This is a genomic window from Nocardioides cavernae (genome assembly GCF_016907475.1).
GTDB classification, from domain to species: Bacteria; Actinomycetota; Actinomycetes; order Propionibacteriales; family Nocardioidaceae; genus Nocardioides; species Nocardioides cavernae.
Genome location: NZ_JAFBCA010000001.1, coordinates 1,521,009 through 1,533,017 on the forward strand (window position 1 = coordinate 1,521,009; position 12,009 = coordinate 1,533,017).

At 73.4% G+C, this 12,009-nt stretch carries 10 protein-coding genes; 6 read left to right on the forward strand and 4 right to left on the reverse strand.

Annotation, left to right across the window (positions count from 1 at the left end):
• Both JOD65_RS07055 and JOD65_RS07060 read right to left on the reverse strand, forming a co-directional pair.
• Complete coding sequence (locus tag JOD65_RS07055) at positions 1-1,212, reverse strand: RNA polymerase sigma factor (protein WP_191193099.1); 1,212 nt, start codon at positions 1,210-1,212, stop codon at positions 1-3.
• Positions 1,213-1,216: 4 nt separating this feature from the next.
• The gene (locus tag JOD65_RS07060) at positions 1,217-1,621 is read right to left on the reverse strand and encodes a YciI family protein (RefSeq protein ID WP_204811000.1); all 405 of its coding nucleotides are present in this window, start codon (positions 1,619-1,621) and stop codon (positions 1,217-1,219) included.
• A 143-nt stretch (positions 1,622-1,764) separates the two neighbouring features.
• Here JOD65_RS07060 and JOD65_RS07065 point away from each other — a divergent pair, with 143 nt between their 5' ends.
• From JOD65_RS07065 to JOD65_RS07085, 5 genes are all read left to right on the forward strand, one after another.
• Positions 1,765-2,208: a hypothetical protein gene (locus JOD65_RS07065; RefSeq protein WP_191193097.1), complete on the forward strand. Its 444-nt coding sequence runs from the start codon at positions 1,765-1,767 to the stop codon at positions 2,206-2,208.
• A 184-nt stretch (positions 2,209-2,392) separates the two neighbouring features.
• Positions 2,393-6,199, forward strand: a complete 3,807-nt coding sequence (gene hrpA / locus JOD65_RS07070; protein WP_191193096.1) for an ATP-dependent RNA helicase HrpA — start codon at positions 2,393-2,395, stop codon at positions 6,197-6,199.
• A gap of 55 nt (positions 6,200-6,254) precedes the next feature.
• A complete protein-coding gene (locus JOD65_RS07075) occupies positions 6,255-6,851 on the forward strand; it encodes a hypothetical protein (RefSeq protein WP_307820996.1) in 597 nt (198 codons plus the stop codon).
• Between the two features lie 149 nt (positions 6,852-7,000).
• Positions 7,001-7,471: a type II toxin-antitoxin system PemK/MazF family toxin gene (locus tag JOD65_RS23150; protein WP_191193095.1), complete on the forward strand. Its 471-nt coding sequence runs from the start codon at positions 7,001-7,003 to the stop codon at positions 7,469-7,471.
• Between the two features lie 9 nt (positions 7,472-7,480).
• Positions 7,481-8,890, forward strand: coding sequence for an ABC transporter substrate-binding protein (locus tag JOD65_RS07085; protein ID WP_191193094.1), 1,410 nt, complete (start codon positions 7,481-7,483; stop codon positions 8,888-8,890).
• A gap of 19 nt (positions 8,891-8,909) precedes the next feature.
• Here the strand turns inward: JOD65_RS07085 and JOD65_RS07090 are convergent, their stop codons facing one another.
• Positions 8,910-10,253 (reverse strand): HRDC domain-containing protein, encoded by a 1,344-nt coding sequence (locus JOD65_RS07090; RefSeq protein ID WP_191193093.1) that lies wholly within the window; start codon positions 10,251-10,253, stop codon positions 8,910-8,912.
• Positions 10,254-10,257: 4 nt separating this feature from the next.
• Positions 10,258-10,878 (reverse strand): DUF3000 domain-containing protein, encoded by a 621-nt coding sequence (locus JOD65_RS07095; RefSeq protein WP_191193092.1) that lies wholly within the window; start codon positions 10,876-10,878, stop codon positions 10,258-10,260.
• A 71-nt stretch (positions 10,879-10,949) separates the two neighbouring features.
• On the opposite strand from JOD65_RS07095, the gene hemE reads away from it, so the two are divergent.
• The gene (gene hemE / locus JOD65_RS07100) at positions 10,950-12,002 is read left to right on the forward strand and encodes a uroporphyrinogen decarboxylase (protein WP_307820997.1); all 1,053 of its coding nucleotides are present in this window, start codon (positions 10,950-10,952) and stop codon (positions 12,000-12,002) included.
• Positions 12,003-12,009: the final 7 nt, after the last annotated feature.

Below are 12,009 nucleotides of genomic sequence, written 5' to 3' on the forward strand. Positions count from 1 at the left end.
TCAGCGGGCTGCCCGGTTGAGCCGGGCGGCCTCCCGGGTCAGGTGGGTCCGCTCGGCGAGGTTGGTCGCGAGCCCGGCGGCCTCGGCGTAGAGCCGCGCCGCCGTGACGAGGTCGCCGTCCTTCTCGTGGAGGTACGCCGATGCGGCTCGGTGGCGGGGCAGGGCGGGGTCGACCTCGGCGAGCGCCGCGAGTCCGGCCCGGGCGCCGTCGGCCTCGCCCACCGCCACGGCCCGGTTGAGCCGCACGACCGGGCTGCCGGTGAGCGCCAGCAGCTCGTCGTACCACTGCACCACCTGCACCCAGTCGGTCTCCGCGGCGCTGGGGGCGTCGGCGTGCAGGGCGGCGATGGCCGCCTGGAGCTGGTACTCGCCGCGTCGCTGCTGGGCGAGCGCGGCCTGCAGGACGGTGACGCCCTCCTCGATTAGCCCGGTGTCCCACCGGGAGCGGTCCTGGTCGGCGAGGGGGACGAGCGTCCCGTCGTCGCGCCGGCGCGCCGGGCGTCGCGCGTGGTGGAGCAGCATCAGCGCGAGCAGCCCGTCGGTCTCCGGGTCCTGTCCGTCGGGGCCGGCCAGCGCGGCCAGCTGGCGGGTGAGCCGGATCGCCTCGGCGGCCAGGTCGACGTCGCCGGAGTAGCCCTCGTTGAAGACGAGGTAGAGCACGCGCCGCACCGTGGCGAGGTCCCCCGGCCGGTCGAACGCCTCGCCCGAGACGGTCCGCTTCGCCCGGCTGATGCGTTGCGCCATCGTCGCCTCGGGCACCAGGTAGGCCTCGGCGACCTGCCGGGTGGTCAGTCCGGCGACGGCGCGCAGGGTCAGCGCGACGGCCGAGGCCGGCGTCAGCGCCGGGTGCGCGCAGAGGAAGAAGATGCGCAACGTCTCGTCGGCCGTCTCCGCCGGACCCCGCTCCGGCTCGAGGTCCACCGCGACCTCACGCCGCTGCCGCGCGGTCTCGGACCGTACGACGTCGAGGAAGCGCCGCCAGGCGACGGTGACCAGCCAGCCCTTGAGGTCGCGCGGCGGCTCCGCGGACCCGGCGCCGAAGGTGCGCCAGGCCTCGACGAGCGCCTCCTGCACGGCGTCCTCGGCCGTCGCGAAGTCGGCTCCGCGGCGGACGAGGACGCCGATGACCGCCGGCACGAGCGGTCGCAGCGTGGCCGTGTCGAAAGCCCCGTCGAGGGCCCCGGGGGCATCGGGCGCGTCGGCGGGGGTCACCGGCTCAGGCGTCGGTCGCGGAGGGGGCGCCGTAGAAGGGACGCACCTCGAGCCACTCGTGGATCGGCTTGCCGTCCTTGCCCGGGGCCAGCGACAGCTCGCCGGCCAGCGTGACGGCACGGTCCCAGCCGTCGACGTCGACGACGTACCACCCGGCGATGAGGTCCTTGGTCTCGGCGAACGGGCCGTCGGTGGCCGGCTGGCGCTGCTCGTCGGCCCGCACCCAGGCGCCCTCGGGCGAGAGGGCCTGCGCGTCGACGTACTCGCCGCTCTCCTCCAGCCGCTTGCCGAAGTCGGCCATGAACTGCATGTGCGCGTCGACCTCCTCGGGTGCCCACTGGTCCATCGAGACGTCGTTCACGGTGGCGGGCGCGCCGCGGTAGTGCTTGAGGATCAGGTACTTCGGCATGTCGGTGCTCCTTGTCAGGTGCGGCCCATTGTGGCTGCGTCCACCCCGGGGACGGAGCCGTGCGGGGCTTCTCGACATGCTCCGGCAGATTTCTCACGGCCGAGGCACAGCCCCGTCACAGGTTCGGGGCGGACGCTCCTGACATGAGCGAGAACGACAAGCAGGACGAGACCCAGCCGGTCCGTCCGGACAGCGCCGCGACGCCGCCCGCAGCCGGGGCCATCCCCACCGCCCCACCCGTGGCGGAAGCGGCCGCGGCCGCCCCAGCGGAGGCGCCGGTCGCGAGGCGCGGCCTCCGCGAGCGGTTCCGCACCTGGCGGGGCTCGCGAGGGGAGGGCGGACGCACGTTCGGGCTCGCGGCGCTGATCGCGTCGGCCCTCGCCGGCGTCATCGTCGGCGGTCTCGGCTTCGCCGCTGTCGACGCGGCCACCGGTGACGACCACGGACCGGGGCGCGACGGCTGGGTCCAGCGCGACGACGACCGCGGCCCGGGCGGCCGTGGCGGCATGCACGGCGGGCCCCGCGGCGTACCGGGTCAGCTGCCGCCCACCACTGCGCCGGAGGACGAGGACGGCTCCGCCTCCTGAGCCCGAGGTGGCGGCACATCGCTGGTGAAAGGCCCCGGTCGGCGCCATCTGCCGCCACCTCCGCGTCGCGTCACCTGGGGGTGGCGGCACCTCGCAGGTGAGGGCGTCCGGTTGGTGCAATCTGCCGCCACCTTCGAGGCGTCAGCATGGGCAGTCGGAAAACCGCTTCCACCCGTGGGCGAGAATGGCGCCCGTTGTGAAGATCACCTACCCGGCCGAGCTCCCGGTCTCCGCGCGCCGCGACGACATCGCCGCTGCCATCCGCGACCACCAGGTCGTCATCGTCGCCGGCGAGACCGGCTCGGGGAAGACCACCCAGCTGCCCAAGATCTGCCTCGAGCTGGGTCGCGGCCTCGGGTCGGCCGAGGGCGGCCAGCTGATCGGCCACACCCAGCCGCGCCGCATCGCCGCCCGGTCGGTGGCGGAGCGGATCGCCGAGGAGCTCGGCACCGAGCTCGGCGACGTCGTCGGCTACCAGGTGCGCTTCACTGACCGCACCAGCCGCGCGAGCCGGGTCAAGCTGATGACGGACGGCATCCTGCTGGCGGAGCTGCAGCGCGACCGCGACCTGCGCAGGTACGACACGATCATCATCGACGAGGCCCACGAGCGCAGCCTCAACATCGACTTCCTGCTCGGCTACCTCAGGCGCCTGCTGCCGCGCCGGCCCGACCTCAAGGTGATCATCACCAGCGCCACGATCGACGTCGACCGCTTCGCCGCTCACTTCAAGGCCCCGGTGGTCGAGGTCTCGGGTCGTACGTACCCCGTCGAGGTCCGCTACCGCCCGCTCCTCGAGCTGCCGGAGGAGGACGAGGAGGGCGACCCGGTCCAGCGCGACCAGACCGAGGCGATCCTCGACGCGGTCCGCGAGCTGTCCGCCGAGGGACCGGGCGACGTGCTCGTCTTCCTGCCGGGTGAGCGGGAGATCCGGGACACCGCCGACGCGTTCGACGCGCTCAAGAGCGACCGCCTCGAGATCGTGCCGCTCTACTCCCGCCTCAGCGCCGCCGACCAGCACAAGGTCTTCTCCAGCCACTCCTCGATCGTGCGCCGCGTCGTGCTCGCCACCAACGTCGCCGAGACGTCGCTGACCGTTCCCGGCATCCGGTACGTCGTCGACACCGGCGTCGCGCGGATCAGCCGCTACTCGGTGCGTACCAAGGTGCAGCGGTTGCCGATCGAGCCGATCAGCCAGGCCTCGGCCAACCAGCGGTCCGGGCGCTGCGGCCGCGTCTCGGAGGGCATCGCGATCCGGCTGTACTCCGAGGAGGACTTCGAGGCGCGCCCGGAGTTCACCGACCCCGAGATCCTGCGGACCAACCTCGCCAGCGTCATCCTCCAGATGGCCTCCCTCCGGCTCGGTGACATCGCCCGCTTCCCGTTCGTCGAGCCGCCCGACCGCCGCAACGTCAAGGCCGGCACCGACCTCCTCGAGGAGCTCGGCGCGGTGACCGCCCAGCCCGACGACCGCGGGAAGGGCGTCCGCCTGACCGACGTCGGTCGTCGGCTTGCCCGGCTTCCGATCGACCCGCGCCTCGGCCGGATGATCCTCGAGGCCGAGCGCCTCGGCTGCCTGCGCGACGTCCTCGTCATCGCCGCCGCGCTGTCCATCCAGGACCCGCGCGAGCGCCCGGAGGAGCAGCGGGCGCAGGCCGACCAGCAGCACGCCCGCTTCAAGCACGAGTCCAGCGACTTCCTCACCTGGCTCAACCTCTGGCGCCACATCAAGCAGCAGCAGCGCGAGCTGTCCTCGAGCGCGTTCCGCCGGATGTGCAAGCGCGAGCACCTCAACTACATGCGCATCCGCGAGTGGCAGGACTACGAGTCCCAGCTGCGCCAGGTGGCGAAAGAAATGAAGCTCGACGTGGGCCACCCGTCGGACACCCCCGACGAGGACGGCATCCACCAGGCGCTGCTGTCCGGCCTGCTCAGCCACATCGGCGCGCTCGAGGAGCGTGAGAAGGGCAAGCCGGGGGAGCGGCGCCCGATGCGGGAGTACCTCGGTGCCCGCAACGCCCGCTTCGCGGTCTTCCCCGGCAGCGTGCTGAAGGGCCGCAACCCCGACTTCCTGATGAGCGCCGAGCTGGTCGAGACCTCGCGCCTCTGGGCCCGGCAGAACGCCGCCATCAAGGCCGAGTGGGCCGAGCGTCTCGGCGCCCACCTGGTCAAGCGGACCTACTCGGAGCCGCACTGGTCCCGCAAGCGCGCGGCGGTGATGGCCCGCGAGCGAGTCACGCTGTACGGCGTCCCGCTGGTCGCCGACCGCCTCGTGCAGTACGGCCGGATCGACGCGCCGCTGGCCCGCGAGCTCTTCATCCGGCACGCCCTCGTCCAGCGGGAGTGGGACTCCCGGCACCGGTTCCTCGCCGAGAACACCCGCCTCCTCGAGGAGGCCGAGGAGCTCGAGCACCGGGCCCGACGCCGCGACATCGTCGTCGACGAGGAGACCCTCTTCGAGTTCTACGACGCCCGCGTCGGCGCCGACGTCGTCAGCGGGCAGCACTTCGACCAGTGGTGGAAGCGCGCGCGGCAGAAGAAGCCCGACCTGCTCACCTTCGACCCCGAGATGCTCACCCACGACACGGCCGGCGAGGTGCGCGCCCACGACTTCCCGACCCAGTGGCACGACAGCGACGAGGCCGGGCTGACGTTCCCGATCAGCTACCACTTCGAGCCCGGCGCCGCCGACGACGGGCTCACCATCGACGTCCCGGTCGCCACCCTCAACCGCATCGAGGCCGACGACTTCTCGTGGCTGGTGCCGGGGCTCCGTGAGGAGCTGGTCACCGAGCTGATCCGCTCGCTGCCCAAGAACCTCCGCGTCGCGATGGTGCCCGCACCCAACACCGCCCGCGAGTTCCTCGACGCGACGCCACCGGGGGCCGAGCCGCTGCTCGACGCACTCGAGCGGTTCGCGCGGAGCACCCGGAGCCTCGTCATCCCGCGCGAGGCGTGGGACTGGTCCAAGGTCCCGGCCCACCTGCGACCGACCTACCGGGTGATGACCGAGAAGGGCGCCGAGGCCGGTCGCGGCAAGGACCTCGACGCGCTCAAGGAGCCGCTGCGGCCCACCTTCGAGCAGGCGATGGCCGACGTCGCGTCCGACTCCGGCGTGACCGCCACCGGCCAGACGGCATGGACCTTCGGCACGGTCGAGGAGTCGTTCGTCCAGCGCCGCGCGGGCCACGAGGTCCGGGGCTTCCCGGCCCTCGTCGACGAGGGGGCGACCGTCGGCCTGCAGGTGCTCGCCACGGCCGACGAGGCCGCGGCGCACCACCGACTCGGCGTACGACGCCTCGTGCTCCTCGCGCTCGGCCCGGCCGACCCCGTCGACGAGGTGCTCGCCGGGGCCGGCCTCGACCAGCGCGCCAAGCTCGCCCTCGTCGGGTCGCCCTACCCGTCGGTGGCCGACCTCCTCGCCGACGTGCGCGCCGGCATCGTCGGCGAGGTCGTCGACCAGCACCCCACCGTGCGTGACGAGACGGCGTACGACGCCGTGGTGGCCGCCTCCCGTGAGGCCGTCGCGTCGGGGCTCGGCCCGGCCGTGCACGACGTGATGCGGGTGCTGGAGGCGTGGCGCACCACCGACAAGGCGATCTCCGGGCGCGCCGACCTGATGACGCTCCCAGCCCTCACCGACATGCGCGCGCAGGTCTCCCGGCTGATGGCGACCGGCTTCGTGGGGGACGCGGGCGTCCGCCGGCTGCGCGACTACCCGCGCTATCTCGGTGCCGTGACCCACCGCCGCGAGCGCCTCGACGGGCAGGTCGCGCGCGACCGCCAGCTGATGGACCAGCTCGCGGGCCTCCAGGAGGCGTGGCTGCACGCCGTCGCGGCCCTGCCCGACGGCCAGCCGGTGCCGCAGCACCTGCGCGACGCGCGGTGGATGCTCGAGGAGTACCGCGTCTCCCTCTTCGCCCAGCAGCTCGGCACCCGCGAGAAGGTCAGCGACCAGCGCATCCGCAAGGTGATGGCGCGCACCGGTTGAGTGCGCTCGAGGTAGTAGTCGCACCGAGACTGCGCACTCGACCTAGGCTGGACCGGTGACCGGCCGCACGCACCACCGCCCGATGACGCCCGGCGACGGGTTCTTCGCCGACATCGTGGGAGGAGCCGACCCCGCGCAGGTGCGCGAGGCCGGAGACCTGGCCGCGACCGTCCTCGTGCGGGGCGCCCGTGAGTCCGACGACCCCGAGCTGGCCGAGCGCGTGGTCCACCTCGCCGACACCGAGGGACTCGAGACGCTCGCGGAGGTGTGGTCGGGTGCTCCCGCCGACACGCTCGCGGGGAGCCTCTGGCGGCTGTTCCTGCTCCGCTCGTGGGTGCACGCCGACCCCGACCGGGTGGTCCGGGACTACGAGGCCGGGCAGCGTCGCGTCGACGTCGCTCGCGTCGTCGCGGGGGTCGCCGACCCGCCCGGCCCCGACGAGCTGCGCCGGATGGTCGACGAGGTGCTGCGCGGGATCACCCGCGGCGACTTCGCGGTCACCCTCTTCCGCGCCGCCGCCTTCGCCCGCATCGTCGCCGCCGGCCGTGCCGCCCTCGGCTCCGCCTCGCACGGGGAGATCACCCGGATGCTGGCCCTGTCGGAGCAGCTCGAGGCCGCCGGACACGTGGAAATCAGGGACAAGCTCGCCTGAGGCGTTAAAATATCCCCTGAGTGCGTCGGGCTGTGGCAGCCCCGGGTCCCAAAATTAGCCGCTACGAGCGGCCACGCGCCGTGAGGCGCTCCCGGTCCGGCGCACTCACTCACCCCAGGTGATGTCGGCGTCCGGTCTAGGCTCCCGGGGTGAGCATCGGCAAGCGCATCGGCGCCTTCCTCTCGGGCATCTCCCGGACTGGCACGACCGCCACCGGCACCACGCCCGCCCCGGCGTCCGGTCCCGGCGCGACGTACGCCCCCGAGCGCGACGGCGAGCCCGACCCCGGCGAGGTGGTGTGGGCCTGGGTGCCCTACGAGGACGACCCGAGCCAGGGCAAGGACCGGCCCGTCCTGGTCCTCGACACCGACGGGGACGGCTGGGTCGGGCTGATGCTCAGCAGCCAGGACCACGACCGCGACGCCGAGGACGAGGCCCGCTGGGGTCGGCACTGGATGGACGTCGGCACCGGCGGGTGGGACTCCCAGGGCCGGCCCAGCGAGGTGCGCCTCGACCGGCTGATCCGCCTCGAGCGCGACGGCGTACGACGGGAGGGAGCCGCGCTGGACGAGACGATCTTCACTGCCGTCGTCGAGGCCAGGCGTGGTCTGTCCGGATAGGGTCTGCGCGTGTCTCGCCCCTCCTTCCGCCGCAGTGCCCTGCTCGCGACGGCCCTCACGGTCGCCCTGACGACGGCTGCGTGCTCCGGTGACGCCGAGCCCGACCCCGAGCCGACCCGGTCGCCGAGCAACGGGCAGTCCGGCAAGCCGACGGAGAAGCCGCGCGAGGTCACCTTCGGCGCCTACGGCACCGACGAGGAGGTCGCGGCCTTCCAGAGCGTCGTGGACTCGTTCAATGCCTCCTCCACGACCCGCAAGGTCACCCTGCAGTCGTGGCCGGACCACGAGTCCGCGCTCGCCGACGTGCTCGCCGGCAACGCGCCCGACGCCTTCCTCACCTCGCGCATCGACCTCGACGAGCTCGTCGACGGCGAGGCGCTGCAGCCGGTGAGCCTGCTGCTCGACGAGCGCGGCGTCGACTTCGGCGACCGGTTCTCCCGCGACGCCGTCGACGCCTTCGCGATGGACGACGAGCTCCAGTGCATGGCCTACTCGGTCTCCCCGATGGTCGTCTACTACAACACCGACCTCGTCGACTTCGACAAGATGGAGCGGCGGGGGCTCGACGTCCCGAGCGTCACCGACGAGGGCAAGCGCGAGCGCTGGACGCTGGCCGAGTTCGAGGCGGCCGCCCGCTTCGCGTCGCGGCGCGGCGACCCGCGCGGCGTCTGGATCGACCCGACGCTGCAGGGGCTGGCGCCGTTCATCTACTCCGGCGACGGCCAGGTCTTCGACGACGACCAGGAGCCGACGTCCCTGGCCTTCTCCGACGACAACACGCGCGAAGCGCTGAGCCAGACGCTCTTCATCCTCCGCGACTCGTCGCTGACGCCGACCAACGCCCAGCTCGCCCGGGCGACGCCCGTCCAGCTCTTCAAGCGCGGCGAGCTCGCAATGGTCGCCGGCTTCCGCAACCTCGTCCCGGAGATGCGCGAGGCCGACGACCTCGACTTCGACGTGCTGCCGATGCCGACCATCGACACGCGCGCCACCGTCGGCGACATCAGCGGGCTGTGCATCTCGGCGGACTCCGAGGTGACCGGCGACGCCGCCGACTTCATCGCCTACGCCGTCTCCGACGCGGCGATCGCGACCGTCGCCTCGACCGGCTACATCGTCCCGGCCAACACCTCGGTCGCCGCCTCGCCGGAGTTCCTCGCGCCCGACGACGAGCCGGCCAGCGCCGAGGTCTACAACCAGAGCATCCGCTACATGGTGGTGCCGCCGTTCATCGACCAGCGCGAGGAGCTCATCGAGGCGGTCACGCCGTTGCTCGAGCAGCTCGTCACGGCCCCCGGCCCGCTGGACCTCGAGGCGACGACCGAGGAGATCGACCTGGCCTCCCAGGAGATCCTCTCGCCCGAGGAGACCGAGACGCCCGAGCCCACGGAGGACCCGAGCGAGTCCCCGTCGGAGTAGACGGCGCTAGGGCGTGTCCCTAGTCGCGCTCGGCGCCGAGGATCGCGCCGACCAGCGCGCCGGTGACCAGCCCGGCCTGCCAGGGCCGGGCGCCGTACGACGCCAGCTGGGCGCGGACGGCCTCGGCCAGCTCGGCCGGCTCCCGGGTCGCCGGAGGCGCCCACATGAGCCGGCGGAGGTAGTCGGGGGTGAGGAGGTTCTCCACCGGCAGGTGGTGCACCTCGGCGAGGTTGAGCATCGCCTCGCGCGCGGCCTTGAAGCGGCGGTCGGCGACCGGCTCGCGCTCGGCCCAGGTGCGCGGGTGCGGCGGGCCGTCGCCGCGCGGTGCGCGGGTGGGGAGGTCGTCCTCCTCCATCTCGCGGACCTGGCGCAGCGCCTCGACCCAGGCGGGCGCGTAGCGGCTCGCCCCTCGGCCGTGGAAGCCCTGCGTCGCCAGCAGTTCCCGACGGTCGGTCGGCATCGCCGTCGCCGCGACCACGATGGCCGAGTCGGGCAGGATCCGCCCGGGGGTCACGTCGCGCTCAGCGGCGATGGAGTCGCGGGCCTCCCACAGCGCCCGCGCCGCACCGAGGGCGCGCCGCCCGCGCAGCCGGTGCACCCCGGACGTACGACGCCACGCGTCGACCCGGACGGCCGGCTCGAAGCCCAGCAGGTGGTCGAACTCCTGGCGCGCCCACTCCGCCTTGCCGGCCCGCTCGAGCTCGGTGGCCATGTGGTCGCGGAGCTCGACGAGGACCTCGACGTCGAGAGCGGCGTACTCGAGCCACGGCGTGGGCAGCGGGCGCGTCGACCAGTCGGCCGCGGAGTGCTCCTTGCGCATCCGCTGCCCCAGCACCGTCTCCACCAGGGTGGCGAGACCGACGCGGGGGTAGCCGAGGAGGCGGCCGGCGAGCTCGGTGTCGAAGAGGCTGGTCGGGGTGAGGCCCACCTCACGCAGGCACGGCAGGTCCTGCGTCGCGGCGTGCAGGATCCACTCGGTGCCCTCGAGGGCCTCCTGGAGCGGGGCCAGGGTCGTCATCCCGATCGGGTCGACGAGCCACGTGCTGGCCCCCTCGCGGCGCAGCTGGATGAGGTAGGCGCGGTTGGAGTAGCGGTAGCCGGACGCCCGTTCGGCGTCGATGGCGACCGGACCGGTCGCCGCGGCCAGCGCGGCGCACGCCTCCAGCAGGCCCTCGTCGGTGTCGACCACGTCGGGGAGGCCGTCGCGCAGCTCGAGCAGCGGAGCAGGCGGCGGGGGCGGGGTGTCGTCCTCGACGGGCGTCCCGTCCAGCCCGGTATCGGGTCCGGTGCCGGTGTCGACGGGGTCGTCCGGCTCGCCCTCGAGTCGGGCTCCGGCGGGGGAGTGGTCCGCGTTGTCGGGCATCAGGTCAGGTGCCGCGCTGCCCGCGCCGGCTGGGGATGGCCGTCACGCCCTCGGGCACCGGCGGCAGCCCGACCGCGGTGCACATCAGCTCGCCCCACGCCTCGACGTGCGCGCTCATGTCGAGCCCTCCGTCCTCGTCGACGTCGGGGGTCCACGAGGCGCGGATCTCGACCTGGGCGGTGCCGGCCTCGTCGGCCATCCCGCCGAAGCTCTCGGTGGTGACGCACGTGACCGTCCCGGACGCGGCGTGGTGGCCGGCCCCGTGGGCGTCGAGCGCCTCGACCAGCCACGACCAACCGACGGCGGCCAGCATCGGGTCGGAGCCGAGCTCGGGGTCGATGTCGGCGCGGGCGTAGGCCACGCAGCGGAAGGTGCCGTCCCACGCGTCGTTGCCGGCGGGGTCGTGCAGCAGGATCAGCCGCCCGGTGCCGAGGTCCTCCTCGTCGACCGTGACGTCGCCGCTCAGCGCCGACGACCACGGCGCGATCCGCTGGGGCGCGGGCATCTCCTCGCAGAAGACCTCAGGGCGCAGCGAGGCCCGACGCATCGACTCCACAGCCGCGCGGAACTCCGCGGGCCCAGCCGCGGCAGCGTTGCCCGGGTGGGTCTCGTGACGGGCCACCATGAGGTCAGAGTAGGCCAGCGCCCGGCTTCGCCGATGTGCCGCCACGCCGCCTGACCTGCGAAGATTCGCGGGTGACCGACGCTGTGCGCACGCCCCATCCCGGACTGGCCCGGAGCCCCTTCCTCGCGGCGGCGCGCGGCGAGACGCCGTCCCACACCCCGGTCTGGTTCATGCGTCAGGCCGGTCGCTCCCTGCCGGAGTACCTCAAGGTGCGCGAGGGCATCGGGATGCTGGAGTCCTGCATGGACGCCGACCTGGTCACCGAGATCACCCTGCAGCCCGTACGTCGCTACGGCGTGGACGCGGCCATCTTCTTCTCCGACATCGTGCTGCCGCTCAAGGCGGTCGGCGTCGACCTCGACATCAAGCCGGGCGTCGGCCCGGTCGTGGCTTCACCGGTGCGCACCCTCGCCGACGTCGAGGCCATCCCCGACCTGACGCCCGAGCACGTCCCCTACATCTCGCAGGCCGTGCGCCAGCTCGTGGCCGAGCTCGGTGCCACGCCGCTGATCGGCTTCGCCGGCGCGCCCTTCACCGTGGCGTCGTACCTCGTCGAGGGCGGGCCGTCGAAGGAGCACGCGAAGACCAAGGCGATGATGTTCGGCGCCCCCGACGTGTGGGACGCGCTGATGCGCAAGATCGCCGGCATCGCCGCGGCCTACCTCCGCATCCAGGTCGAGGCCGGGGCCTCGGCCGTGCAGCTCTTCGACTCGTGGGCCGGCGCCCTCACCGCGGCCGACTACCGCGCCTCCGTCATGCCGCACTCCGACCGGGTGCTCGCTGCGGCGGGTGAGCTCGGCGTGCCGCGGATCCACTTCGGCGTCGGCACCAGCAACCTGCTCGGCCTGATGGGCGAGGCCGGCGCCGACGTGGTCGGTGTCGACTGGCGTACGCCGCTGGAGCACGCGATCCCGCTGGTGGGCGACCGGGCGGTGCAGGGCAACCTCGACCCGACCCTGGTCTTCGCGCCCACCGAGGTGATGACCGCGCGGGCGGCCGAGATCATCGAGGCCGGACGTCGCGCCAAGGGCCACATCTTCAACCTCGGGCACGGCGTCATCCCGTCGACCGACCCGGGTCAGCTCGCGGCGCTGACCGAGTTCGTGCACGGCTACCAGCCCTGATCGGCCG

Bases quoted from the DNA above. Each gene is read 5' to 3' on its own strand.
- JOD65_RS07060 (WP_204811000.1), bottom strand. From the start codon at position 1,621: ATGCCGAAGTACCTGATCCTCAAGCACTACCGCGGCGCGCCCGCCACC.
- JOD65_RS07065 (WP_191193097.1), top strand. From the start codon at position 1,765: ATGAGCGAGAACGACAAGCAGGACGAGACCCAGCCGGTCCGTCCGGAC.
- hrpA (WP_191193096.1), top strand. From the start codon at position 2,393: ATGGCGCCCGTTGTGAAGATCACCTACCCGGCCGAGCTCCCGGTCTCC.
- JOD65_RS07090 (WP_191193093.1), bottom strand. From the start codon at position 10,253: ATGCCCGACAACGCGGACCACTCCCCCGCCGGAGCCCGACTCGAGGGC.
- JOD65_RS07095 (WP_191193092.1), bottom strand. From the start codon at position 10,878: ATGGTGGCCCGTCACGAGACCCACCCGGGCAACGCTGCCGCGGCTGGG.